Below are 25,345 nucleotides of genomic sequence, written 5' to 3' on the forward strand. Positions count from 1 at the left end.
TCATGCCCCGAGGCGTCAGCCGATCCTCTCATGCCAATGAGGCGTCAGCCGATTTCCTCGTGCCAGTGAGGCGTCAGCCGATTTCCTCATGCCAAGTGCGGCCGTCGCGCTCGATCAGGGCGATCGAGGCGGTCGGTCCCCAGCTTCCGGCGGCGTAGGGGCGCGGCGGGTCCGGTCGGTCGGCCCAGGCCTTGAGCAGGGTGTCGGCCCAGGCCCAGGCCACCTCCACCTCGTCGCGGCGCATGAACAGGGTGGCGTTGCCGCGCACCACGTCCATCAGAAGCCGCTCGTAGGCGTCGGGATAGCGCTGCTTGAACGTCTCCTCGAACGAGATGTCGAGATTGGTCGGGCGCAGGCGCATGCCGCCGGGGCCCGGATCCTTGGTCATCACTTCGAGCTTCATCCCCTCCTCCGGCTGGAGACGGATGACGAGGCGGTTCGGCTCGCGCCCGAAGGCGTCGTTCGGGAAGATCGAGAAGGGCGAGGCGCGGAACTGCACCACGATCTCGGACAGCTTCTTCGGCAGACGCTTGCCGGTGCGCACGTAGAACGGCACCCCCGCCCAGCGCCCGCTGCGCACTTCGAGCTTGAGGGCGACGAAGGTCTCGGTGCGGCTCGCGGCATTGCTGCCGAGGTCGGTGTGGTAGCTCTCCACCGGCCGGCCGCTGACCGCGCCGGCCACGTACTGCCCCCGCACGGTCACGCTCTGCACGTCGGCGGCGGTGATGGGTTTGAGCGCGCGCAGCACCTTCAGCTTCTCGTCGCGCACGGAGTTCGCGTCGAGCGAGATCGGGCTCTCCATCGCCGTGAGGCAGAGGAGCTGGAGGATATGGTTCTGCACCATGTCGCGCAGGGCGCCGGAGGTGTCGTAGTAGCCGCCGCGCCCCTCGACGCCGACCGTCTCGCCCACCGTGATCTGCACGTGGTCGATCACGTCGGCGTTCCAGAGCCGCTCGAAGATCGTGTTGGCAAAGCGCAGGGCCAGCAGGTTCTGCACCGTCTCCTTGCCGAGATAGTGGTCGATGCGGAAGATCTGGCTCTCGGGAAACACCGCGCCGACGGCATCGTTGATGGCGCGGGCCGATTTCAGGTCCTTGCCGATCGGCTTCTCGAGCACGACGCGGCTGTTCTCACCGATCAGCCCGTAGCGGTCGAGATTGCGGCAGATCGCGCCGTAGAGATCGGGCGAGGTGGCGAGATAGTAGGGCCGGATCCGGTCGGGGCGCTCGTCGAGCAGGGTTTTGAGGTCGTCCCAGCCCTCGTCGCCCAGGGCATCGATCGCCACGTAGAACAGGTGATCGAGGAAGCCGGCGAGGCGCGCGTCGTCGATCTCGGCCGGCGGCACGAAGCTCTTGAGGGCATCGCGGGCGTGCTCCCGGAACTCCTCCACGCTCATGTGGCTGCGCGACGCGCCGATGATGCGGCTCGTCTCGGGGATCTGGGCGTCGCGATAGCGCTGGTAGAGGGCCGGCAAGAGCTTGCGCTGCGTCAGGTCGCCGGTTGCGCCGAACACGACGTAATCGAAGGGCGAGACGGGGATGATGGTGGCCAAGCGCGGCTCCCATGTTTCGCGCAGGATGGTTTCGCGCGGGATTCGAGGTGCCGGTCGTCGGCAGAAACGGCTCCTGCGGCCCCGCGGCTCACACCCGAGAGGTTGCCGAAGCTCGAAAAGCCCCCGGCACGCTGGGTTATCGGTTCACGGCGACGCCTTGCAAGTGCGCTGCCGAACAAACAAGCCGAGACCGCCGAACAGGACCTTCACAGGTGCGACTTGCGTCTCGCGGCAGAGCGGTACCCATCGACCGCCCGCGGCGCCACCGTCTCAGTCGGGCGAGATGCGGCTGCGGCGCGTGCCGATGGAGCTGTAGTTCGGGGTCGGCTTCGAGGCCGGCTCGGCGGCCGGTGCCTTCTTCTCTTCGACGACCGGCAGCTTGGCGATGCGTTCGATGCGGACGCCCGCGTAATTGCCCCGCCGCCATGCGAGATTGACCCGCAGCACGAAGTCCCGGCCGATGATTCTGATCATGAAGGCGGACGGCAATTCATAGGTGGCGGGCACGCCGAGTTTGGCACCGGATTTAGAGATATCCTTGACGTTGCAGGGGATCTCGGTGCCGTCGAACAGCCGGATCAGCGCGATCCAGTTCGTGGATGTCCGTTCCTCCCGCCGCGCGACAAGCGCCGCTTCGACCTGTGCCGCGGTCTCGTCGGCCGTCAGGTCAAAGGGGAAATCGGCAAACGGGGGCTGGGAATCCGGCATGGGGGCCCGTGGCATAAGGCTTCTTGAATCCGACGATACAAGCAAAGTGTTGATGCAACATTTGCACCGCGACAAACGTCCACCCGCAGCGAGCCTTTTCGTTGCATCACAACCGGGCATCCATCGAAGACGCACCGCGTCTCACGCCACACGCACAATGGACGCTGCCGATGCCCGCATGTGCGGCCAAGTCTGCGAAGGTATTCGCAGGAAAGTGGATTTTATCTTCAGTGATTACAGCCGCACTGCGAAACAAGCCGGCTCTTCTTGCAATGCAGCAAAAATATTGCGTGATGCGAAGCTCAAAGCCGCTTGCAAGACATGAACAACCGATTAACCTGCCCTCATCGTAACGCGTTCAAAGTTTGACCCCTGGCAGGGAGAGGTCCCGTGTCCGAGCTCATTCGCGTGAAACCGACCCAGGACGGCACCTACACCGTCTATCGCGGGTCGATGGCCCTGGTCGCGGGCCTGACGAGGCTGCAAGCCGAGCGCTACGAGGCGAGCATCGCTCACCAGCAGCGCTCGTTCTCACCCCTCGTCGGCGCCTGAAGCGCTCGAGCGACGTTTCGAGGGCGCGGCTCCGGTGACGGAGTCCGCGCCCTTCGCATGTCGCGTCATGCCGGCTCAATCAGCCGAGGCCGGTTTCCGTTGCGATCCAGGCCGCGGTGTCCGGGTCGGCCCCCGAGACCGGCAGATGCAGGATGATCGGGGTTTCGTAGGGGTGGCGCTGCTTCAGCTCCGCTGCCAGCGCGTCGGCCAGACCCTCCCGGGTCTTGAGGATCGCGACGACCTCGGTGCCGCGCTCGACCGCGCCTTTCCAGGCATAGACCGACTGCATCCCCGGAATCACGTTCACACAGGCCGCGAGCCGGGCGCGCACGAGAGCCTCCCCGATTTCGAGCGCGGTCGGGGCATCGGGAAAGGTCGTGTAGACGAGGAGCGGTCGCTCCATGCTATGGCTCTCCCTCGGCCGGCCGGCGCCCGTTCGCGGGTGGTCGGCTCGAACCCCGAGTGAGACCGGCTCGGCCTCTTCCCGTCAACAGGGCTGACAGCACGGATGCCGCGTCGCTTCTCACGGATCGCCTTCGTGGCGAGCCCCACAGCCGATGCGCGGGAGGCGGCGGACCTGCTGATGCGCCGCTACGACCATGTCTCGCCCGAGGAGGCGGATGTCGTCGTCGCGCTCGGCGGCGACGGCCTGATGCTTCAGGTGCTGCACCGCTTCATGGACGCGCCCAAGCCGATCTACGGCATGAACCGCGGCACGGTCGGCTTCCTGATGAACGAGTTCCGGGAAGAAGGCCTGCTCGAACGCCTGGAGGCGACCAAGCGTTCGACGATCCACCCGATGACGATGATCGCCACCGACACCGAGGGGAACAGCCACACGGCGCGGGCGATCAACGAAGTCTACATGCTGCGGCAGACCCACCAGACCGCGAAGCTGCGAGTCTCGGTGGACGACCATGTGCGCCTGCCGGAACTCATCGCCGACGGCATCCTCGCCGCGACGCCCGCCGGCTCGACCGCCTACAACCTCTCGGTCGGCGGCCCGATCCTGCCGCTCAACGCGCATCTCCTGGCGCTGACGCCGATCTCGGCCTTCCGGCCCCGGCGCTGGCGCGGCGCGTTGCTGCCGAACCACGCACGCATCCGCATCGACGTGATCGACGCCGAACACCGCCCCGTCGCGGCGGTGGCCGACCATACCGAGTTCCGCCGCGTCTGCACGGTCGAGACATGGCTCGACCACGCCACCGATCTCGTGCTGCTGCACGACCCCGGCCACAGCTTGGAAGAGCGCATTCTGCGCGAGCAATTCGGTTGATTCGCTCCGGCGGCCGACGCCGGACGCCCTTCGAGGGGTCCGGGCGAGGAGTCTGCGTCAGCGTCCGGTCAGAAGTCGCTGGCGAGGCCCTTCACCTCCCAGTCCTCATAGCGGACAGGCTCCAGGCCGCCGCGCCCGAGCGTTTCGGGCCGCTCGGCGATCTTGGCCGCGCGGGCGTCGATCGCCGCCCGCCGCTCGGCCGCTTCCGCCAGCGCGCGCTGGGCCGCCGGGGAAAGGGCGCGCGAGGCTGCGTCCTTCTCCTTGGCATCCGCCTGCATCATGCCGATCTCCTTCATTGCTTGCATCCCTCGCCGACAGATGTGACTGCGTCGGCTCCGGGGCGAGACCCCGCCGATCCCTTTTAGCCCAGAACGGCCCTTTACGCGTGGCACCGACCCCCAACCGCCGCCCGCCGCCCCCCTTCGACCCGTCGGTCCCCGGCCTTGCGGCACGCCATGCTGCGCGGGAAGCGGTGGCGACCCTTCTCGGGCCCGCCCGCGGCCTAGCGCTCGAGGACGCGCTCGCCCAGGCCGCCCGCGGCGCGGGGCTGGATGCGGGGGAAGCCGCGCTGGCTCGGGCGATCGCCACAGCGAGCTTCCGCCGCCTCGGCTTCATCAAGGCGGCGCTCGCCGCCCGCCTGCGGGACGGCTTGCCGGAGGATAGGCCCCACCTCCTCGCCCTGCTGGTGACGGGTGCCGCGCAGATCCTCGATCTGGCGGTGGCAGACCACGCCGCCGTCGATCTCTCGGTGCGCCTCGCCAAAGCCGATCCGCAGCTCCAGCACCTCGTGCCCCTCGTCAACGCCGTTCTGCGCCGGATCGCGCGCGAGCGTGACGCGATCCGGGCGCAGGAGAGCGATCCGCTCGCCCACAACACCCCGGACTGGCTCGCCCGGCGCTGGCAGGCCGCCTACGGTGAGGACGCGGCGCGCCGCATCGCCGTCGCACATCTCGAAGGTGCGGCCGTCGATCTCACGATTCCCCACGATCCCGACATCTGGGCCGAGCGACTCGGGGGCATCCGGCTCGATCTCGGATCGGTGCGGCTGGCCGAGGTGCGGCAGGCGGTGGCCGAGCTTCCCGGCTACGCCGAGGGCGCATGGTGGGTGCAGGATGCCGCCGCCGGCCTGCCGGTGCGGCTGCTCGCGCCTGTCCCGGGCGAGCGCGTCGTTGATCTCTGCGCGGCGCCCGGCGGCAAGACGGCCCAGATGGCGGCCGCCGGCGCCGCGGTGACGGCGGTGGACCGCTCGGCTGCGCGGCTGGAACGCCTCGGGCGGAACCTCGAACGCCTCGGCCTCTCCGCCGAAGTGGTCACCGCCGATGCCCTCGCTCTGCCGGAGGACGCGCCCTTCGACGCGGTGCTGCTCGATGCGCCCTGCTCGGCGACCGGCACCATCCGTCGCCATCCCGATGTCGTCTGGACGAAGAGCGAGGCGGACGTGATCCGCTTGGCCGGCCTGCAACGCCGCCTGCTCGACAAGGCCGCGCGGCTGACGCGGCCCGGTGGGCGCTTGGTCTACTGCACTTGCTCTCTGGAGCCCGAGGAAGGCAGCGCGCAAGTCGCGGCGTTCTTGGCCCGCAATCCGGATTTCGAGCGGATCGCGATCACGCCCGACCGGTTGTCCGGCCATGCCGAGCTGATCGACGCCTCGGGCGACCTGCGCACCTTGCCCAGTCACGTCGTGGGCGGCATTGGGCGGGCGGGTGGCCTCGACGGGTTCTTCGCGAGCCTTCTGCGGCGGCGTGACTGAGCCCGCACGTGTGATCCTGTGATCCGGTCCGTCCGCGGACCGGGCTCACAACATGCGGCTCAGATGCAGTAGGCCTTCAGTCCGGCCCCCACCGTGGCGAGACCCGTCACGAGCGAGAGACCGCCGGCCATCTCCATGCGGGCCGTCCAGCCGGGAAAGCGCGGCGCCTGTCCGGCGAGAGCGAGGCCGCAGGTCAGGCTGACGAGGCTGAGCAATGCAATCATTCATTGTCCCGATCGAGCGACCCGCGCGGAGCCGGTCCAGCCGTCATCAACACGGCCTTCCGAAGCGTTAACGCGCCCGCGGCGCTGCTGGGCATCCCCGCTACCCCCGTTCTCCACAGCTTCGCCGATCACCCTGGGAAGACGACGCATCGACCGGGCATGTCGAACGCCCCGAGGTTGCATAACCTTTGTTACACAATCCTCGTTAACCAATCGTTCAAGTGGGTAAACAAAGCCTTAGCGAGGCCCATCGGATTGCGCTAAGTTTCTCCTGCACAACGAACTTCCCTCCCGTTTCGGCGGCTCCATGTCTCACGTGTCCAGCTTCTGGGTGCGCTCTCCTCTCATGCTTGCAGGCGCAGCAGGCTTCCTGATTTTCGGGACCGAGGCGGCCAGCGCCCACGTCAAATGGTTTTGTGCCTTCGACGTCGCCGGGCAGCCCCGCGGCCTTGAACAGGTTCTCTGCGCCGACTTCGAGCTTCTCACCGGATTAGCGCTCGTCTGCCTGATGTTCGGCTGTCTGATGGAGGGCACGCCGCTCGGCACCGCGCTCCTCAACGCGCTGGACCGCGTCACCGCGTCTGCTCGGGTCCATAGCGGCCTCATCGTGCGGGCGGTGATCGGCTTCTTCCTCGTCTCGCTCTGGAACCTCGGCGGCATCATTCTGACGCCGGAACTGAAGACCGATGCCACTTGGATCCCGTGGCTCCAGCTCGCCATGGCCGCCGGTCTGCTCTGGAAGCGCACCCTTCCCTTCACCGCCGCCGGCATCGTGTTCCTGTTCGGCTTCGCCGTCTGGAACTACGGCGTGTTTCACCTTGCCGATTATCCGGTGTTCCTCGGCGTGGCCGCCTTCCTCGCCCTGACCGCCCTCGATCGCGACCTGTTCGGCCAGCGCCCGATCGACGTGGTGCGCATCGCCGCCGCGATCACCCTGATGTGGGCCTCGGTCGAGAAGTGGGCCTACCCGCACTGGACCGATCCGCTCATCGCCGCCAAGCCGGCCATGACGATGGGCGCCTCGCCGGAACTCTTCATGCAGGCCGCCGGCATCATCGAGTTCACGCTGGCCTTCGCCCTGATCTGGACGCCCCTGGTGCGCCGCGCCTCGGCGATCATCCTGACGGCGGTCTTCATCTCGGCCATCTTCGAATTCGGCAAGGTCGACGCCATCGGGCATTCGGGCATCATCGCGGTGCTGATCGCGATCGCCGCCGACGATGTCCGGGTCCCCGCCACCCGCCGGGACGTGGTTCTGGCGCCGGTCTATTATGCCAGCGCGCTGATGCTGTTCCTCGGTGTCTACTACTTCGCGCACGAAGCCCTCTTCGGCGACGGCTACAGGATCGGCGCGAGCATGGCGGGGCTTCCAGTGATCTGATCCGACGCGGAACCCGGTTGTGCACGACGCTCGGGGGCGCCGCCTGGACAAGGCGGCGGCCCCAAACCGTTCAAAGGGCAGCTGCATTCATCATTGCCGCGAGGCAGCAGCCCATCCGGGCCGCGCCAAAATGGTTTGCGAAAGATTTCCGGCAGCCTCGATTCACGTTTCGATAAGTTTAGCCGGGCCGGCGCCCTCATCATCTCGGCACCGAAGCGCGAAATCGGCGATCAGTTCGAAAGCGCGAAAGAAGCATTTCGTTAAATACGCGCCGATGCATTTTCTCTGGACCGTTGCCGTTTAACCCGATGGCAAGCCGCCACCGCCGAAAGTCGGATCTCGAGATTGGCGCGGCATCGGACGGGATGGCATGAGACATCGTGAACAGACCGACGCGACGGACGGGGATCGCACGGACGGCGTCCACCTTCTGCCGAAGGCCGCCTCCTTCGGCGACCGCCCCCTCCGCGGGCTCGACTTCGCCTCGCAGGATTGCCTCGGCCTCTCGACCCACCCGGAGATCGTGGCCACCGCCGCCGACACCCTCCGCCGCTTCGGCGTGCGCAGTGTCTGCGCTGCGGCCGAGGCCGGCGATCCCGGTCTCTCGGTGGCCTTGGAGCGCCGGATCGCCGACTTCCTTCAGATGGAGGAGGCTCTGCTCTGCGCGACCGGCCGTGCCGCGGCCCGCACCGTGGTCCGCGGTCTCGTGCGCTCGACCGACCACGTGGTGATCGATGCCGCCATCCGGAGCGGCCTCCGGGAGAGTGCCGAGGCGGCCACCGCACACCTCCACCCGTTCCGCCATCTCGATGCCGAGCATTGCCGCGCCCGGCTCCGGGCCATCCGGGCGCGCGACACCGAGAACGGCATCCTCGTCGTGACCGAGAGCCTGTCGCCGCTCGATTCCGGAACGCCGGACCTCGCCGCCCTGCGCACGCTCTGTGACGAGTACGGTGCGACGCTCCTCGTGGACGTCACCCAGGATCTGGGCTGTCTCGGCGAGGACGGGCGCGGCCATCTCGGCCTTCAGGACATGCTGGGTAAGGCCGACTTGGTCACCGGCAGCTTCACGAAGAGCTTCGCCTCGAACGGCGGCTTCGTCGCCGCCCGCACCCGCGCGGTGACGGCCTGTCTGCGGGCCGCCGAGGCCGACGCGCAGGCGCTCTCGCCGATTCAGATCGCGGTGCTCCTCAAGGCCTTCACCCTCATCGACGAGGCCGACGGGTGTGAACGCCGCGCCCGGCTGATGCGCAACGTGCTGAACCTGCGCACGGCGCTGCGGGAGCGGGCGCTGACCGTCTGCGGCGAGCCCTGCACCAGCGTCTCCGTCGCGATCGGCTCCGGCGAACTCGCCCGCCTTGCGGCCCCGCGCCTGATCGAACTCGGCCTGCTGGTCGATCTCACCGCGTCAGGCGAGGCCAGCCGCCTGCGGATGCACGTCACCGCCGAGCATTCCGACGCGGACATCGCGCGCGCCGCCCTCGGTGTCGCCGAGGCGCTGGACCGGGCGCGCGCCGATCTGGCCGAGCGCTCGCGCCGACCGAACCTGCTCGTCGCCGCCTAGTCGCGGCGCCGGGCACGCCGTTTGTACGAAGCCGGTGTTCGAGGCTTCGGAACAGAATCGTCAGAGAATCATCCCACGGGCGTCGGCTTCGCTCTCGACGGCATCGAGCAGCGCACGGGACGCGATCAGGCGGCGATCGATCATCGGATCGGTGAGCCGGTCGATCCAGAGCGGCCAGGTCGCGCGTGCCGCCGAGGTGCGATCTTCGAGATCACTGCGGACGACCCGCAGATAGGGCGCCGCGCCGGGACCGAGTCTGTCCAGGGCCAGGCACAAGTCGCGGCGGAACTCGTGCGAGATTCGGGCGAGCCCAGCATGGGCGGTCTCGTAGGCGCCAATCAGGGCATGGGCGTGCCCGACCGCCTCCTGGGGATACATCGTGCGGAACATGGGGTGTGTCTCGCAGGGCCCATCCACGCGAGGGCCTTTCGATCAATGCGCGGAAATGCACCCGGTTCTGGTCGTGACATCGATAATGTTCGAGGGCGCAGGCCAAGCTCGACCGTGATCGGGCACCTGATTCCGTGGTCGAGCTTGGCTTTTCCGCTGCTCTGATCTTGTGCAGCGCGTTGTTGACACTCGCCGCACGTGATGCGACTGCGCCGCACCTTAAACGGAGTTCCCGGCGATCCGGGTACCGCCAGTCCCTCTCGTGACGGCGACGGTACCGCGTGACATCGGACGGGACACCGATCCGCCGGTGCATCCGTTCCGGCGCCGATGCGACGGGACGACATGAAGCGAGCGTTCATTTTTCCGGGTCAGGGCAGCCAGGCCGTCGGCATGGGCAAGGCGCTGAGCGAAGCGTTTCCGGCAGCCCGGCAGGTGTTCGAGGAGGTCGATGCGGCGCTCGGCCAGAACCTCTCGCGCCTGATGTTCGAGGGTCCGTCCGACGAGCTGACGCTGACGGCCAACGCCCAGCCGGCGCTGATGGCAGCGAGCCTGGCCGTTTTGCGCACGCTGGAAGCCGAGCGCGGCCTGGATCTCGCGCGCGATGCGGCCTTCGTCGCCGGCCATTCCCTCGGTGAATATTCGGCGCTCGCAGCCGCCGGCACCTTCTCGATTTCCGATACCGCCCGCCTGCTGCGGATTCGCGGCGAGGCGATGCAGCGGGCCGTCGCGCCGGGCATCGGCGCCATGGCTGCGCTGATCGGGCCCGATCTCGCCACCGCCCGCGACATCGCCGGCGAGGCGGCGGAGGGTCTGGTCTGCGATGTCGCCAACGACAACGGTGGGGGGCAGGTCGTGCTCTCCGGCCACCGGGAGGCGGTGGAGCGGGCGATGGCGCTGGCACAGAGCCGCGGCGTGCGCCGCGCGGTGCTCCTCAACGTCTCCGCCCCGTTCCATTGCGCGCTGATGGCGCCCGCCGCCGAAGCGATGCGCCGGGCGCTGGCCGAGGTGCCGATGCACGCCCCCGCCGTGCCGGTCTATGCCAACGTCACGGCCGGCCCGCTCACCGAGCCCGACGCGATCCGCAACGCGCTGATCACCCAAGTCACCGGAACAGTGCGCTGGAGCGAGAGCGTCGCCGCCATGGCCGAGGCGGGCGTCGACCGCTTCTTCGAACTCGGCGCCGGCAAGGTGCTGACCGGCCTCGTCAAGCGGATTGCGCCGAGCGCGACCGCGAGCGCGGTCGGCACTCCCGACGACGTCGCCGCCTACGCCTGAGCGTCTCTTACGAAACGCCCCTTGCCGTCGTGCCCAAGGGCAGACGATCGGTGACCGGGCGTTTTATGAGGCACTCCGAATTTCCACGACGACCAGAAGAGCCGACACCATGTTCGACCTCACCGGCCGCAAGGCCCTCGTCACCGGCGCGACCGGCGGACTCGGCGGGGCGATCGCCCGGGCGCTGCACGCGCAGGGCGCCCATGTCGCGCTGTCCGGCACCCGCCGCGCGGTGCTCGACGAGCTGGCGGCAGAACTCGGCGGCGAGCGCGTCACGGTGGTCGAGGCCAACCTCGCCGACAAGGAGGCGGTGGAAGCGCTGCTTCCGGCCGCCGAATCAGCGCTCGGCGGCCTCGACATCCTGATCAACAACGCCGGCATCACCCGCGACAACCTTTTCATGCGGATGAAGGACGAGGAATGGGAGGCGGTGCTCAACGTCAACCTGACCGCCGCCTTCCGCCTGTCGCGGGCCGCGCTCAGAGGGATGATGAAGCGCCGCCACGGCCGCATCATCGGCATCGGCTCGGTCGTCGGTTCCACCGGCAATCCGGGCCAGGGCAACTACGCGGCGGCCAAGGCCGGGCTGGTGGGCATGACCAAGGCTCTGGCCGCCGAGGTTGCGACGCGCGGGATCACGGTCAACTGCATCGCGCCCGGCTTTATCAGTTCGGCGATGACCGACGCGCTCAACGAGAAGCAGCGCGAGACGATTCTTACCCGCGTACCCGCCGGCCGACTCGGCACGGGCGCCGAAATCGGGGCCGCCGCAGTCTATCTCGCCTCGGAAGAAGCGGGTTACGTGACGGGCCAAACGCTGCACGTCAATGGCGGCATGGCGATGTACTGAGAATGTCCACAAAGAGGTGTTCCAACCGGAAAACCACGGCGATGAACGCTTTCTGAACCGCCACTCGCCAGAGCGGAAACCCTGTGTTAACACCCGGCTCAGCCGTGCAGGGGAGTTGACGGTTCAGCGGGTTGCGGCTTTTTCCAAACCACGCGCGATCGAACACCGGCCGTCCAAAACAAGCCCCGAAGTGGGTGAGGCGGCCACGGCGCTTTCGTCAGAAGCACACACCATCACGATCGAGAAGACGAGGACCAACAACGATGAGCGATATCGCCGAGCGCGTGAAGAAGATCGTCGTCGAGCACCTGGGCGTCGAGCCTGAGAAGGTCACCGAGGCCTCCAACTTCATCGACGATCTCGGCGCCGACAGCCTCGACACCGTCGAGCTGGTGATGGCGTTCGAGGAGGAGTTCAACGTCGAGATTCCGGACGACGCGGCCGAGACCATTCAGACGGTCGGTGACGCGATCAAGTTCCTGGAAAAGAACTCCGCCTGAGGCGGTGGGCTCGTGCGGGCGGGGTCGACGAGGCCCCGCGCGCCGTCACGTTTTGAACAAAGCGCCCTGCAGGACGGAACGGTCCTTCAGGGCAAAAGCGTCCTTTAGGGACTTAAGCGGATCGGTTGGGATCGGGCAATGCGGCGGGTGGTGATCACGGGACTAGGGATGGTTTCGCCGCTGGGTGGCAGCGTCGAGCATACCTGGAGCCGCCTCATCGCCGGTGACAGCGGAGCCTCCGCGGTCACCGCGTTCCAGACCGACGACCTCGCGTGCCGGATCGCCTGCACGCTGCCCTTCGGCGACGGCTCCAACGGCACCTTCAATCCCGATCTGTGGATGGAGGCCAAGGAGCAGCGCAAGGTCGATCCTTTCATCGTCTATGCCATGGCCGCCGCCGGCCAAGCGCTCGACGATGCCGACTGGCATCCGAAATCCGACGCGGATCAGGAGGCCAGCGGCGTCCTGATCGGTTCGGGCATCGGCGGCATCGGCACGATCTACGACGCCTCCGTGACCCTCCATGAGAAGGGTCCGCGGCGCATCTCGCCCTTCTTCATTCCCGGCCGAATCATCAATCTCGCCTCGGGGCAGGTTTCGATCCAGCACGGGCTGAAGGGCCCGAATCACGCGGTCGTCACCGCCTGCTCCACCGGTGCGCACGCCATCGGCGACGCCTCGCGGCTGATCGCGCTGGGCGACGCCGACGTGATGGTAGCCGGCGGCACCGAGGCGCCGGTCAACCGGCTGTCGCTCGCGGGCTTTGCCGCCTGCCGCGCGCTCTCGACCGGTTTCAACGACCAGCCGACCAAGGCCTCCCGGCCCTACGACCGCGACCGCGACGGCTTCGTCATGGGCGAAGGTGCGGGCATCGTCGTGCTCGAAGAGTACGAGCACGCCAAGGCGCGCGGCGCCAAGATCTATGCCGAGGTCATCGGCTACGGCCTGTCGGGCGACGCCTACCACATCACCTCGCCGGCCCCGGACGGCGACGGCGGCTACCGCTGCATGAAGGCGGCGGTGAAGCGGGCCGGGATCGACCCGTCCGAGATCGACTACATCAACGCCCATGGCACCTCGACGCCGCTCGGCGACGAGCTGGAGCTAAAGGCCGTCGAGCGTCTGCTCGGTGATGCCGCGTCCAAGGCGTCGATGTCGTCCACGAAGTCGGCCATCGGCCACCTGCTCGGCGCGGCCGGGGCGGTGGAAGCGATCTTCTCCGTGCTCGCCATCCGCGACGGCGTGATGCCGCCCACGCTGAACCTCGACAATCCGTCGGTCGAGACCGCGATCGACCTCATCCCGCACGAGGCCAAGCGCAAGCGCGTCGACACGGTTCTCTCGAACTCGTTCGGCTTCGGCGGCACCAATGCCTCGCTGCTGATGCGCCGGGTCGCCTGACCACAGCCTCGGCAACCTGGGCCTGAACGCGTGTCGGCTGCGGCGGCTCTGCCGCAGACAACGCCATTTCGCCACAAAACTGCTTACACTGCCTCACAAAACGCCCGGTCCACGAGCGAGCGTTTCGTGAGAGACACTCGAGGCTTCGCCCATCGTGCCGCGGCGTCGCGCGCTCCGCCTTCGGGTCGAGCGACCGGCACCGAAGGCTCTGGACGGATCTTCGCGTAGGGCCACAGCAGGATTCCGGATGTTTCGCAGACGACAAGAGCCGCCGTCTCCGCCGCCCGCTTCCGAGGAGCCGTCGCTTCCGAACCGGCCTTCGCCGCGCAGCCCGAGCGAGGCCATCAAGCCCACCGTCGCCCCGGCCCCGCCCGAGAAGCCTGAGCGCCGCCGCGGCGGCCTGCTCGCCACCATCAGCGGGTTCCTCACCCTCGGCGTCGTCCTCGCGCTCGGCGCCCTGATCGGCCTGACCCTGCTCAATCGCCAGACCTCCGAGCCGGGGCCGCTCTCCGCCGACAAGGTCGTGGTGATTCCCAGCCGCAGCGGCACCTCAGAGATTGCCAGCATCCTCGCCCGTGAGGGCGTGATCGATCATCCGAGCCTGTTCGAGATGTCCGCCCGATTCGGCGGCAAGGGGCCGCTGAAGCATGGCGAGTACATGTTCAAGGCCCATTCGAGCGTGAAGGACACGATCGAGACCCTGACCAACGGGCGTCAGGTCCAGCACGCCATCACCTTCCCGGAGGGCCTGACTTCGGAGCAGATCGTAGCCCGGCTCGGGGACAACGACATCCTCTCGGGCGAGATTTCCGAGACGCCGCCCGAGGGCTCGCTTCTCCCCGACACCTACAAGTTCGAGCGCGGCGCCACCCGCCAGCAGATCCTCAACCTGATGCGCTCCAAGCAGCGCGAGGTGCTGAACCAGATCTGGCAGCGCCGCAGCCCCGAGGTGCCGGTCAAGACGCCGGCCGAGATGGTGACGCTGGCCTCCATCGTCGAGAAGGAGACCGGCCGGGCCGACGAGCGTCCGAGGGTCGCGGGCGTGTTCGTCAATCGGCTGCAGAAGCGGATGAAGCTGCAATCCGATCCGACCATCGTCTACGGCCTGGTCGGCGGGCGCGGCACCCTCGGTCGTGGCATCATGCGCTCCGAAATCGAGCGGGCGACCCCCTACAACACCTACGTGATCGAGGGCCTGCCGCCCGGCCCGATCGCCAATCCCGGCCGCGCGGCTCTGGAGGCGGTCGCCAACCCGTCGCGGACCAAGGATCTGTTCTTCGTCGCCGACGGCACCGGCGGCCACGCCTTCGCCGACACGCTGGAGGGTCATCAGCGCAACGTCACCCGCTGGCGGCAGGTCGAGCGGTCCCGTCAGCAATCGCAGCCGGCCGATCCGGGCGCGGTCGACAAGGTCGATCCGAACACCGCCGAGCCCAATTCCGGCCAACCCGGCGCCGCTCCCGGCCGCGCCTCGGCCTACGCGCCGGGCTCGAACTCGGCCTTCGCGATCGACGGCGCCAGCGATGGCGGTGCGGGCGGCCCGCGCCCGAAGGCGTTCGACGCCTCCGAAGGCACCCGGCTCGATCCCCTGCGCAACAAGACCTACGATCTCGGCTCACCGAAGACGGTGCCGGCACTCCGCAACCCGTAAAGGCAAAGACGGCGCGGGGCCGGTGCCGCTCACGGCTCGTGCGCTGCCTCGACGGATCGGGTGCGAAGACTCCCGCTGCCCAAGGCGGCGACATCGAGCTGGTCGAGGGAGGTCACGACGAGATCGGCGCCGGCCGCCCGCAGCAGGGCCTCGTCGCCGAGGCGGGCGATACCGAGGCTGGCCATCCCGCCGGCCTGTGCCGCCCGGATGCCCGCTGGCGCGTCCTCCACGACGAGGCAGCGGGACGGTGGCACGTTTACGGCTTTGGCGGCGAGCTGAAACAGGGCCGGATCGGGCTTGCCGCGCGGCACGTCGCGCCCGCTGACATCCGCATCGAACAGCGACCGCAGCGTGCGCCTGTCAGGCAGGATCACGCGGGCCAGCATCGCGTCGGCGTTCTTCGAGGACGAGGCGAGCACGATGCGCAACCCGGTATCCCGCAGCGCGACCGCGAGGCGAATCGCATCCGGGAAGGCCACAAAGCGGTCCTCGGCAATCAGGCGGTCGATCACCGCCTGCTTCCTCTCAGCAAACGCAGCAGCATGGGCAGCCACCTCGGCATTGCCGAGACGCTCCAGCGTGGCCCGCGCGCCCTCCAGGCGCGGCTTGCCCGCGACATGGGCTTGGTAGAAGGCGGTGGTGAAGCCGGCCGGGTCGGCGAACCCCGCCAGGGCCTCGCGCCACGCCTGCTCGTGGGGCGAATCCACCAACACACCATCGACGTCGAAGATCACCGCGCTCAACATTCGGGGCACGGCATCACGGTTGGGCGGCATGGTCGTCCCCGGCCGGCCGGCGGATCGCTTTCGTGACCGAAGGCTCCGCTCCCGACAGGCGGACGCCTTCCTCGCTGTGCCAGAGGGTCAAGCCGTCGCCCGCCAGCAACGTGTAGGTGGCGGAGGCGTGGCTCAACGCGACCCGGATCGTCTGGCCGCGCACCGTCAGGGTGAAGCTCAGCCGCGTCCAGGCATCGGGCAGGCACGGGTTGAAGGTGATGCGCCCGCCCGTATCGCGCATCCCGGCAAAGCCGTAGACCAGGGCGAGCCACGTGCCGCCCATGGCCGCGATGTGAGCGCCGTGCATCATGTTTCCGCCGATGTCGGAGATGTCCATCGCCACGGCGAAGTTGAAATAATGGAACGCCTTCTCCCGCAGGCCGATCTCGTTGGCGACGATGCTTTGAATGCAGACGGACAGAGACGAGTCGTGGGTGGTCAGCGGGTCGTAATACGCGAAATTCCGTTGCTTGGCCTCGGGCGTGAATTGCTCGCTCAGCAGGAACATGGCCATGACCATGTCGGCCTGCTTGATCACCTGCGCGCGGTAGAGGTTCAGCGGGTGGTAGTGCAGTAGAAGTGGGTAATGATCCTCCGGCGTCCCGGCGAAATCCCATCTCTCCAATTCGAGAAACGTATCGTCCTGCGGGTGGACCTTCAGCGCCTCGTCGTAGGGGAGGTACATTCGCTCGGCCGCCTGATCCCAGGCATCGGGTTCGTCCGGATCGAGGCCGGTGCGACGCACGAGGGCATCGAAGCTAGCGGGGTGGTCGCGCTCCAGCATCCGCACGGTTTGGGCGGCGTAGCGCATGTTTTCCCGAGCCATCAGGTTCGTGAAGCAGTTGTTGTTGACGAGCGCCGTGTATTCGTCCGGCCCCGTCACCCCGTGGATGCAGAAGCGGCCGCCCATCCGCTCGGAGAAGAACCCGAGATCGCACCAGAGACGTGCCGTCTCGACAAGGATCTCGGCGCCGTAGCGGCGCAGGAAATCGACATCCCCGCTCACCTCCACATATTTGCGAAGCGCGTAAGCGATGTCGGCGTTGATGTGATACTGCGCCGTCCCCGCAGCATAATAGGCGGAGGCCTCGCGCCCGTTGATGGTCCGCCATGGGAAGGTCGCGCCGCGTTGCCCGAGTTCCCGGGCCCGGTCGCGGGCGCAGTCGAGCATGTCGTAGCGGACCTTGAGCAGGCTCCGCGCCATCGGCGGATTCGTGTAGATCAGGAACGGCAGAACGTAGACCTCGGTGTCCCAGAAGTAATGTCCCTCATAGGTCCGCCCGGTCAGTCCGCGGGCGGCGATGCCATGGCCCTCCGCCCGCTCCGAGGCCTGCATCAACTGAAACAGGTTCCAGCGGATTGCCTGCTGTATGCGCGGGCTGGCCGACTCCACCGTCACGTCGGCCCGCTCCCAGAAGCGGTCCATGTCCCGCCTTTGGCGCGCGACGATGGAGGAGATGCCGCTCTCGACCGCGTGGTCCAGCGTCCACGCCACCTGGGAGCGGATCTGCTCGGGCGCTACGCTGCCGGAGTAGTGGTAGCTCAGGTATTTCTGGATGCGGATCACCCCGCCGGGCGCGAGAACGCCGCGTAGAACGACGGTGGCGAGATCGTCGTCGCAGGCGGCCCGCACGGCGAGGGGGCAATCGGCCGTGACGACGTGGTCCATGCCGCAGCCGAGCACCAGCCCCGAACTCCCGGTGCGATAGCTGAGGATCGAGCGCAGCGCCTCCGACTGCGTTCCGGTCGGATGCAGGACACGCCCGACGAACCCCTCCGCCAAGCGGGGATCGCTGGTATCGGTGGCCAGGGGCTGATCGTTCCGCAATTCGGACGCGATCACCACCGCCACCTCGGCGTTCTCGGCTGTGAGTTCGTAGGTGATCGCCGCGAGATGGCGATGCGCGAAGGAGACGAGGCGGAGCGTGCGCAGATTCAGGCGCTTGCCCGCAGGCGTCACCCACGACACGTCCCGGCTCAGAGTGCCGGCCCTGAAGTCGAGGATCCGGCGATACGAGAGGATCTCCGCCTCCGGGAGGGTGAAGGGCTCGTCATCGACGGACAGCTTCAGAACCGTCCCATCGGGACAGTTCAGGATGCTCTGCCCGACGGTCGGAAAGCCGTAGGCGCGCTCGCCGTAGACGATGGGGCGATACTCGTAGAAGCCGTTCAGATAGGTGCCCGGCTCACGGACCGGCATTCCCTCGTCGGTGACCCCGCGCATCCCGAGATAGCCGTTCGACAGAGCGAACATCGTCTCCGCCTGCCCGGTGAGTTCGCGCGCCATCCGGCCATCGTAGCGGACGGCCTCGACCGCCCAGGGGTTCGGGGGAAACATGTCGGTGGGTGGAATGAGGCGCGGGCGCAGCATCGGTCGTCCGTTCTCTCCGTTTCGGGGGATGTCGCCGCCGCGCCATCGTTTGCGCGCCGATGGCCGGCGTCATCGGTATCGATGGCGTCGCCCCGGCGCCGGATGCAGCGGGATGGCATCGGCCGTGGTCTCCAGGAGCACAGCGACGGCTTCAGGTGCTCTCGTGTGGTGACCGATCACCTCGGACCGGTCGATGGGATCAAACCTCTGTTTTCGCGTTTTCTTGCCTGCTGAAGCGGTCTCCACTTCGGCTCAACGCGGGAGTGCCTGTTGAAGCGGCGAGACCAGGGTTCTGCGAAACGATTGCTGATTTCGTTGACAAATAACCTGTCGGAATACGAATTGAACGCCCCTGTTCGACTCAGGGGAGGCCGTGACAAAGCTCGCGCAACAGCCGAGGTAGAAACCGTTGCGCTTTTGCAAATGCAGGCTGCGCGATGTCGGTTCCCGCACCCGACAGCAGTCGCGACAGATTTCAGCTCACCATCGTAGCAAATCTACGCAACCAGACCGATTTGTCCGTGTTGAACGACAGGTGCACGGACCTTCCATGCATGAGATTTCAATTATTGATCAAATGTTATCGGGACAAGTTGGCAATCCTTCTACCGCCATGCTCTCGATAGAAGTCCAAGATCATCATTTGCTCGCTTCGGAAGAGTTTTTATTCCTTCGGCAAGATCGGGCCAACGGCGGCTCACTCGATTGGATGCGCGGTCGATAGAGGGAAGAGGTTGGATGCGATCCTGGATCTCGCGGCCCGTACAACTCGACGACAGCCGTTCGCGAGGCATTGCGAGGAGGCCATTGATCGCCACGGCCGTCGCTCCGCCTTCTCCTGACGCGGCTCCGGCTTGGAATTGAGATGCGCGACAGCATCCTCGTCGTGAATGCGGGCAGCTCGTCGATCAAGTTCAAGCTGTACCGCATCGAGGGCGCCGATCTCGCGCCGAGCTTGAGCGGGGGGATGAGCGGGATCGGCAGCACGCCCTCGCTGAAGGTGACGGACGGGAGCGGCGCCCTCTTGGAGGACCGCCGCTTCGAGGCTGGCGAGGTGCCCGATGCCTCGGCGGCCCAGCACCATCTCGCCGATTGGCTTTTGCATCATCTCGGCGACACGACGGTCGTCGCGGTCGGGCACCGGGTGGTCCATGGCGGAGCGGACTTCGCGGAGCCGGTGCTGATCGACGACGCCGTGTTGCGCAGGCTCGAAACCTTCATCCCGCTGGCGCCGCTCCACCAGCTCGGCAACCTCGATCCGATCCGTGTGCTGCGGCAGCGCCGGCCCGATCTACCGCAGGTCGCCTGTTTCGACACCAGCTTCCATCGCGGCCACCCGGAATTGTCCGATCGGTTCGCCCTCCCCCGCTTCCTCCATGACGAGGGCGTCCGGCGCTACGGCTTCCACGGCCTGTCCTACGAATACGTCGCCGGGCGCCTGAGGGAGATCGCCCCTGAGGTGGCGAGCGGACGCGTGGTGATCGCCCATCTCGGCTCCGGCGCCTCGCTCTGTGCGCTGAAGGAGGGCCGAAGTCAGGAAACCACCATGAGCTTCACCGCTCTCGACGGCGTGCCGATGGGAACGCGCTGCGGTGCGCTCGATCCCGGCGTCGTACTGCATCTCATCGAGCATCGGGGCATGACGCCGGCCGAGGTCGGGCACATGCTCTATTACGAGAGCGGGCTGCTCGGCCTGTCCGGCCTCAGCAACGACGTGCGGGCGCTGCTGGCGAGCGACCGGCCCGAGGCGGCCCTGGCGGTCGCCTTCTTCTGCCGGCGCGTCGCGCAGGCCGCTGCCGCCCTCGCCGTGACGCTCGGCGGCCTCGACGCCTTCGTCTTCACGGCCGGGATCGGCGAGAACGCGCCCGAGATCCGGCGGCGCATTATCGCCGATTTGAGTTGGGCCGGTTTGATCCTGAGCAATGACGCCAACGGTTCGGGCGTCGCAAGACTCGATGCATCGGGAAGCCGGGCGCAGATCTGGGTCATCCCGACCGACGAAGAACTTATGATCGCGAAACACACGATGCGTCTGCTGGATCGAATCGCGTCAGGGGCGAGGGCATGAGGCGGACGAGGCCGGGCCCCAGGGCGCGCGGGGCCCTGCTTGCGATCCTGCTCGCCACCGGTTTCGCCGTCGCGGCACCACCGCCGTCCCTCGCACAATCGCGCCTGAAGCAGTTGATCGACCGTCTGCGCGGCCAGAAGATGCCGGACGGCATCGCCAAGTCGAACGGGCGCATCGAGGCGACGCAGGTCGATGTCGCCGCGAAATATGCGGGCCGAATCTCGAAGCTCCTCGTCAAGGAGGGCGACGAGGTGAGCGCGGGGCAGGTCGTCGCCACGATCTCCTCGCCCGAGACCGAGGCGCAGTTGCGCGGCGCCCAGTCCCAGGTGCTGCGGGCTAAGAAGAGCCTCGCCGAGGCCGTCGCCCTGATCGCCCAGCGCAACAGCGACCTCACCTTCGCCGACGCCGATTACAGCCGCGGCAAGGAGCTGGTCGGCAAGGGCTACATGGCCAAGCAGATCTTCGACCAGCGCAAGGCCAAGGCCGAGGCGGCCAAGGCGGCGCTGGACGCCGCCAAGGCGCAGGAGGATCAGGCCAAGTTCGCCGTGCAGAGCGCCGAAGCCGACGTGCAGCGGCTGGAGGCCATGCTGGTCGATCTCGTGCTGCGGGCGCCCCGCGACGGGCGGGTGCAGTACCGGCTGGCGCGGGAGGGTGAGGTGGTGGGCGCCGGCACCCGCATCCTGACGCTGCTCGACCTCTCGGACGTCTACATGACGATCTACCTGCCGGCCTCGCAGGCCGGGCCGCTGGCGCTGAACGACGAGGCCCGCATCATCCTCGATCCGGTTCCGCAATACGTCGTGCCGGCGACGATCAGCTTCGTGGCTGCCGACGCGCAGTTCACGCCCAAAAGCGTCGAGACCGAGGAAGAGCGCGAGAAGCTGACCTTCCGCATCAAGCTCCAGATCGATCCGCAGGTGCTGAAGACCTACCGCAAGCGGGTGAAGACCGGCGTGCGCGGCATCGGGTTCGTGCGCATCAAGGGCAACGTCGCGTGGCCGCCCGACCTCGCCGTGAAGCTGCCGTGAGGCCGGCATGACCGACGCGGCCGAGATCGCCCGGCTCGACCATGTCTCGCACCGCTACGGCCGAACGGTCGCGCTCGACGACGTGTCGCTCGGCCTGCCGGCCGGGCGCATGGTGGGGGTGATCGGGCCGGACGGCGTCGGCAAATCGACCCTGCTCGCCCTGGTCGCGGGGGTGCGCCGGATCCAGACCGGCCAGGTTCTGGCGCTCGGCGGCGACATGGCGGAGCGACGCCACCGCGCGGCGCAGGGCGCGCGCATCGCCTACATGCCCCAGGGACTGGGCCGCAATCTCTACCCGACGCTCAGCGTCTTCGAGAATATCGACTTCCACGGCCGGCTGTTCGGACAGGGACAGCGCGAACGGCGGACCCGCATCACCGACCTGCTCACCGCGACCGGCCTCGAACCCTTCGAGTCGCGGCCCGCCGGAAAGCTCTCCGGCGGCATGAAGCAGAAGCTCAGCCTCTGCTGCGCCCTCATCCACGATCCCGACCTGTTGATCCTCGACGAGCCGACCACCGGCGTGGACCCGCTCTCGCGGGGTCAGTTCTGGGACCTGATCGGCTCGATCCGGGCGCGCCGGCCCGGCATGAGCGTCGTCGTCGCCACCGCCTACATGGACGAGGCCTCGCGCTTCGAGTGGCTGGTGGCGATGGATGACGGAAAGATCATCGCGAGCGGCAGCCCCGCCGAGCTGCTCGAGCGGACGGCCAAGCCCGACATGGAGGCGGCCTTCATCGCGCTCCTGCCGCCCGAGAAGCAGGCGCAGCACAAGGCCGTGGTGTTGCGGCCCCGCCCGCCGGGGCTCGACGCAGAGCCGGCGATCGAGGCCGAGCACCTGACGCGGCGCTTCGGCAGCTTCACCGCGGTCGACGATGTCAGCTTCCGTATCGGCCGCGGTGAGATCTTCGGCTTCCTCGGCTCGAACGGCTGCGGCAAGTCCACGACGATGAAGATGCTCACCGGCCTCCTACCGGCCACGGAGGGCACCGCGCGGCTGTTCGGCCGGCCCGTCGGCAGCAACGACATGGAGACCCGGCGCAACGTCGGCTACATGTCGCAGGCCTTCTCGCTCTACAGCGAGCTGACCGTGCTGCAGAACCTCGAGCTGCACGCCCAGCTCTACCATCTGCCGCCGCACGACCGGCCGGTGCGGATCCGGGAGCTGCTCGACCGCTACGAGCTGGAACCCGTCAAGGACGCGCGGCCCGACAGTCTGCCGCTCGGCATCAAGCAGCGGCTGCAGCTCGCGGTGGCCGTGCTGCACCGGCCGGCCATGCTGATCCTCGACGAGCCGACCTCGGGCGTCGATCCCATCGCCCGCGACGCCTTCTGGCGCACCCTGATCGACCTCTCGCGCGACGAGGGCGTCACCATCTTCCTGTCCACCCACTTCATGAACGAGGCGGAGCGCTGCGACCGCATCTCGCTCATGCATGCCGGCCGGGTGCTGGCTGTCGGCACGCCGGCCGACCTCGTGCGCGAGCGCGGCAGCGCCTCGCTGGAGGATTGCTTCATCGGCTATCTCGCCGAAGCCGCCGGCATCGACCGGGAGGAGCCGGCCGGGCCGCCAGCGGATCTCCCCGCCGCCGCCCCGCGACCCGCGCCGCATCGCCACCTGTTCGATCCGCGCCGGCTCTGGGCCTATGCAAGGCGCGAGACGATGGAGTTGCTGCGCGATCCTATCCGCATCGCTTTCGCCTTTATCGGCCCGATGCTGCTGTTGGTCGCCTTCGGCTACGGCATCTCGTTCGACGTCGAGAACCTGCGCTTCTCCGCCTTTGACCAGGACAACAGCCCGGAGAGCCGGCAGCTCACCGAGGCCTTCACCAGTTCGCGCTACTTCAGCGAACAGGCGCCGATCCGCTCCGCACCCGAACTCGACGAGCGCTTCCGCAGCGGCAGCGTCCAGATCGCCCTGGAGATCCCGCCCCGGTTCGGTCTCGACCTTCAGGCCGGCCGGGTGCCGGAAGTCGCCGTCTGGCTTGATGGGGCGATGCCGTTCCGGGCCGAGACCAGCCGGGGCTACGTCACCTCACTGGCGAGCCAGTACGCTCAGCAGCTGGTGATCGAACGCACGGGCGCCGCCGCAACGGGCAAGACCGTGAGCGTGGAGACGCGCTTCCGCTACAACCAGGCCTTTCGCAGCGTCAACGCCATGGTGCCGAGCGTGATGATGCTGCTGCTCATCCTGATCCCCGCCATCATGTCGGCCATCGCGGTGGTGCGCGAGAAGGAGACGGGATCGATCGCCAATTTCCGCTCGACGCCGGTGACCAAGTTCGAGTTCCTCGTCGGCAAACAACTTCCCTATATCGGCATCGCGATGATCAGCTTCCTGCTGCTGGTCCTCGTTGCGCTGATCGTGTTCGACGTTCCGGTGAAGGGCTCGTTCATCGCCCTGGCGCTCGGCACGCTGTTCTACGTTTCGGCCACCACCGGGTTCGGCCAGTTCATCTCGACCTTCATGAAGACCCAGGTCGCGGCGGTCTTCGCCACCGCGCTCCTGTCGATCATCCCGGCGGTCAACTTCTCCGGGCTTCTGGTCCCGATCTCCTCGCTCTCGGGCAGCGCGCGGATCATCGGGCTCTCGCTGCCGCCGGCATGGTACCAGCCAGTCACGGCGGGCGCCTTCACCAAGGGCCTGCCCTTCATCGAACTCGCGCCCAATATCGCGGTGCTGGCGGGCTTCGCGTTCCTGTTCCTCGTGCTGTCGCAACTGCTCCTGCGCAAGCAGGAGGCGTGACATGGCCGCTCCCGCCCAAGCCCCTGCCCAAGTCCCCGCTCGTGCCCAGGTCCCCGCTCCCGCGCCGCTCGGCTTCGGCACGCATGTGGCCAACGTGTTCCGCCTCATCGTCAAGGAGCTGCGCAGCATCCGGGCCGATCCGGTGATGCTGTTCCTCGTCGTCTACGCCTTCTCCTTCGCCATCGTTTCCGTCGCCTCCGGCGCCTCGACCGAGGTGCGCAACGTGAGCATCGGCGTGGTCGACGAGGATCAATCCGACCTCTCGCGGCAGATCGTGAGTGCCTTCAACCCGCCGCTGTTCAAGGACGTCGTTCTGATCGGTCCCGAAGAGGTCGATCCCGCCATGGATACAGGCCGGCTGGTCTTCGTGATCGATCTGCCCCCACGCCTGCAGCGGGACGTGCTGTCCGGCCACCCAACCTCGATCGAACTCGACGTCGATGCCACGGCCATGACCCAGGCCGGCAACGGCTCGGTCTACATCCAGACCATCATCACCCAGGAGATCGCCGCCTTCGCCGCCCGCAGCGAACTCAACGACACGGCACCGGTGCGGGTGGTGACGCGGGCCAAGTTCAACCCGAACCTCCAGACGAGCTGGTTCACCTCGGTGATGCAGGTGATCAACAACATCACGCTGCTGACGGTGATCCTCACCGGGGCGGCGCTGATCCGCGAGCGTGAGCAGGGCACGGTGGAGCACCTGCTGGTGATGCCGCTGGTGCCCGTCGAGATCATGCTCGCCAAGGTCATCGCCAACGGGATGGTGATCCTCGTGGCGGCCGGATTCTCGCTGCTCATCGTCGTGGAGTGGTGGCTCGGCGTACCGATCGCCGGCTCCATCGCCCTGTTCCTGTTCGGGGCAGGCCTCTACGCCCTCGCCGTGGCGGCCTTGGGCATCCTGCTCGGCACCATCGCCACCTCCATGGGACAGTTCGGCCTGCTGGTGATCCCGGTGCTGCTGCTGATGCAGCTTCTCTCGGGCAGCAGCACGCCGATGGAGAGCATGCCGGTCTGGCTGCAATATCTCGTGCAGACCGTGAGCCCGACGCCGCACTTCGTCGCCCTCGCCCAGGCGGTGCTCTACCGCGGCGCGGACCTTTCCATCGTCTGGCCGCAGCTCCTCGCCCTCGCAGCCCTGGGCAGCGTCTATTTCGCCTTCGCCCTCGCTCGCTTCCGCCGCGTGATCTTCGGAGACTGAGCGCCGACACGCCCTCCCCGCGTTCCGGCGGCCATCCGAGAGGCCGCCCGATCCTGCCCCGCCCGCCAGGAGATA

Annotated in this window: 22 protein-coding genes; 14 read left to right on the forward strand and 8 right to left on the reverse strand. The window is 67.7% G+C overall.

The window, feature by feature from the left end; all coding sequences use genetic code 11:
• Positions 1-73: 73 nt before the first annotated feature.
• Both zwf and MSPGM_RS02240 read right to left on the reverse strand, forming a co-directional pair.
• Positions 74-1,552, reverse strand: a complete 1,479-nt coding sequence (gene zwf, locus MSPGM_RS02235; protein ID WP_003604958.1) for a glucose-6-phosphate dehydrogenase — start codon at positions 1,550-1,552, stop codon at positions 74-76.
• 270 nt (positions 1,553-1,822) lie between these two features.
• Positions 1,823-2,260 (reverse strand): PilZ domain-containing protein, encoded by a 438-nt coding sequence (locus MSPGM_RS02240; RefSeq protein WP_012752083.1) that lies wholly within the window; start codon positions 2,258-2,260, stop codon positions 1,823-1,825.
• A 390-nt stretch (positions 2,261-2,650) separates the two neighbouring features.
• On the opposite strand from MSPGM_RS02240, the gene MSPGM_RS02245 reads away from it, so the two are divergent.
• On the forward strand, positions 2,651-2,812 hold the full coding sequence (locus MSPGM_RS02245) for a hypothetical protein (RefSeq protein WP_003604956.1): 162 nt from the start codon (positions 2,651-2,653) through the stop codon (positions 2,810-2,812).
• A gap of 79 nt (positions 2,813-2,891) precedes the next feature.
• Here MSPGM_RS02245 and cutA read toward each other — a convergent pair whose 3' ends face one another.
• Complete coding sequence (gene cutA, locus MSPGM_RS02250; RefSeq protein WP_003604955.1) at positions 2,892-3,215, reverse strand: divalent-cation tolerance protein CutA; 324 nt, start codon at positions 3,213-3,215, stop codon at positions 2,892-2,894.
• Between the two features lie 105 nt (positions 3,216-3,320).
• On the opposite strand from cutA, the gene MSPGM_RS02255 reads away from it, so the two are divergent.
• On the forward strand, positions 3,321-4,091 hold the full coding sequence (locus MSPGM_RS02255) for an NAD kinase (RefSeq protein ID WP_003604954.1): 771 nt from the start codon (positions 3,321-3,323) through the stop codon (positions 4,089-4,091).
• 68 nt (positions 4,092-4,159) lie between these two features.
• Here the strand turns inward: MSPGM_RS02255 and MSPGM_RS02260 are convergent, their stop codons facing one another.
• Positions 4,160-4,387 (reverse strand): DUF1674 domain-containing protein, encoded by a 228-nt coding sequence (locus MSPGM_RS02260; RefSeq protein WP_012252324.1) that lies wholly within the window; start codon positions 4,385-4,387, stop codon positions 4,160-4,162.
• 89 nt (positions 4,388-4,476) lie between these two features.
• Between MSPGM_RS02260 and MSPGM_RS02265 the strand changes: the two genes are divergently transcribed.
• Positions 4,477-5,841: an RsmB/NOP family class I SAM-dependent RNA methyltransferase gene (locus MSPGM_RS02265; protein WP_012752084.1), complete on the forward strand. Its 1,365-nt coding sequence runs from the start codon at positions 4,477-4,479 to the stop codon at positions 5,839-5,841.
• A gap of 59 nt (positions 5,842-5,900) precedes the next feature.
• On the opposite strand, the gene MSPGM_RS02270 is transcribed toward MSPGM_RS02265, so the two are convergent.
• Entirely contained in the window at positions 5,901-6,065 is a 165-nt protein-coding gene (locus tag MSPGM_RS02270; protein ID WP_003599969.1) for a hypothetical protein, read from the reverse strand.
• A gap of 307 nt (positions 6,066-6,372) precedes the next feature.
• Between MSPGM_RS02270 and MSPGM_RS02275 the strand changes: the two genes are divergently transcribed.
• Together MSPGM_RS02275 and MSPGM_RS02280 are read left to right on the forward strand one after the other, a co-directional pair.
• Positions 6,373-7,446: a hypothetical protein gene (locus tag MSPGM_RS02275; protein WP_003599971.1), complete on the forward strand. Its 1,074-nt coding sequence runs from the start codon at positions 6,373-6,375 to the stop codon at positions 7,444-7,446.
• Between the two features lie 370 nt (positions 7,447-7,816).
• Complete coding sequence (locus MSPGM_RS02280; RefSeq protein ID WP_003599973.1) at positions 7,817-9,010, forward strand: aminotransferase class I/II-fold pyridoxal phosphate-dependent enzyme; 1,194 nt, start codon at positions 7,817-7,819, stop codon at positions 9,008-9,010.
• Positions 9,011-9,070: 60 nt separating this feature from the next.
• Here MSPGM_RS02280 and MSPGM_RS02285 read toward each other — a convergent pair whose 3' ends face one another.
• Positions 9,071-9,400 carry a hypothetical protein gene (locus MSPGM_RS02285; protein ID WP_003599975.1) on the reverse strand — a complete coding sequence of 110 codons (330 nt, stop codon included), beginning with the start codon at positions 9,398-9,400 and terminating at the stop codon, positions 9,071-9,073.
• A 345-nt stretch (positions 9,401-9,745) separates the two neighbouring features.
• Between MSPGM_RS02285 and fabD the strand changes: the two genes are divergently transcribed.
• The 5 genes from fabD (at position 9,746) to mltG (ending at position 15,080) form a co-directional block, all read left to right on the forward strand.
• Entirely contained in the window at positions 9,746-10,678 is a 933-nt protein-coding gene (gene fabD, locus MSPGM_RS02290) for an ACP S-malonyltransferase (RefSeq protein WP_003599977.1), read from the forward strand.
• Positions 10,679-10,787: 109 nt separating this feature from the next.
• The gene (gene fabG / locus MSPGM_RS02295; protein ID WP_012752089.1) at positions 10,788-11,528 is read left to right on the forward strand and encodes a 3-oxoacyl-[acyl-carrier-protein] reductase; all 741 of its coding nucleotides are present in this window, start codon (positions 10,788-10,790) and stop codon (positions 11,526-11,528) included.
• A 263-nt stretch (positions 11,529-11,791) separates the two neighbouring features.
• Positions 11,792-12,028 carry an acyl carrier protein gene (locus MSPGM_RS02300; protein WP_003599981.1) on the forward strand — a complete coding sequence of 79 codons (237 nt, stop codon included), beginning with the start codon at positions 11,792-11,794 and terminating at the stop codon, positions 12,026-12,028.
• 138 nt (positions 12,029-12,166) lie between these two features.
• On the forward strand, positions 12,167-13,429 hold the full coding sequence (fabF, locus tag MSPGM_RS02305) for a beta-ketoacyl-ACP synthase II (protein WP_003599984.1): 1,263 nt from the start codon (positions 12,167-12,169) through the stop codon (positions 13,427-13,429).
• Between the two features lie 247 nt (positions 13,430-13,676).
• Positions 13,677-15,080: an endolytic transglycosylase MltG gene (gene mltG / locus MSPGM_RS02310; RefSeq protein WP_003599985.1), complete on the forward strand. Its 1,404-nt coding sequence runs from the start codon at positions 13,677-13,679 to the stop codon at positions 15,078-15,080.
• A gap of 29 nt (positions 15,081-15,109) precedes the next feature.
• On the opposite strand, the gene MSPGM_RS02315 is transcribed toward mltG, so the two are convergent.
• Both MSPGM_RS02315 and MSPGM_RS02320 read right to left on the reverse strand, forming a co-directional pair.
• Complete coding sequence (locus MSPGM_RS02315) at positions 15,110-15,856, reverse strand: HAD family hydrolase (protein WP_003599987.1); 747 nt, start codon at positions 15,854-15,856, stop codon at positions 15,110-15,112.
• Positions 15,840-18,227 carry a glycoside hydrolase family 65 protein gene (locus MSPGM_RS02320; RefSeq protein WP_012752092.1) on the reverse strand — a complete coding sequence of 796 codons (2,388 nt, stop codon included), beginning with the start codon at positions 18,225-18,227 and terminating at the stop codon, positions 15,840-15,842. Before MSPGM_RS02320 ends, MSPGM_RS02315 begins: the two co-directional genes overlap by 17 nt.
• Positions 18,228-19,092: 865 nt before the next feature.
• On the opposite strand from MSPGM_RS02320, the gene MSPGM_RS02325 reads away from it, so the two are divergent.
• Genes MSPGM_RS02325 through MSPGM_RS02340 form a run of 4 tightly spaced genes read left to right on the forward strand, consistent with a single transcriptional unit; the run spans position 19,093 to position 25,270 of the window.
• Entirely contained in the window at positions 19,093-20,295 is a 1,203-nt protein-coding gene (locus MSPGM_RS02325) for an acetate/propionate family kinase (protein ID WP_003599991.1), read from the forward strand.
• A complete protein-coding gene (locus MSPGM_RS02330; protein ID WP_003599993.1) occupies positions 20,292-21,323 on the forward strand; it encodes an HlyD family secretion protein in 1,032 nt (343 codons plus the stop codon). Before MSPGM_RS02325 ends, MSPGM_RS02330 begins: the two co-directional genes overlap by 4 nt.
• Positions 21,324-21,330: 7 nt before the next feature.
• Positions 21,331-24,069 carry a ribosome-associated ATPase/putative transporter RbbA gene (gene rbbA, locus MSPGM_RS02335; RefSeq protein ID WP_003599995.1) on the forward strand — a complete coding sequence of 913 codons (2,739 nt, stop codon included), beginning with the start codon at positions 21,331-21,333 and terminating at the stop codon, positions 24,067-24,069.
• 1 nt (position 24,070) lies between these two features.
• A complete protein-coding gene (locus MSPGM_RS02340; protein ID WP_003599997.1) occupies positions 24,071-25,270 on the forward strand; it encodes an ABC transporter permease in 1,200 nt (399 codons plus the stop codon).
• Positions 25,271-25,345: the final 75 nt, after the last annotated feature.

The organism is Methylorubrum sp. GM97, assembly GCF_024347855.1.
GTDB lineage: Bacteria > Pseudomonadota > Alphaproteobacteria > Rhizobiales > Beijerinckiaceae > Methylobacterium > Methylobacterium extorquens.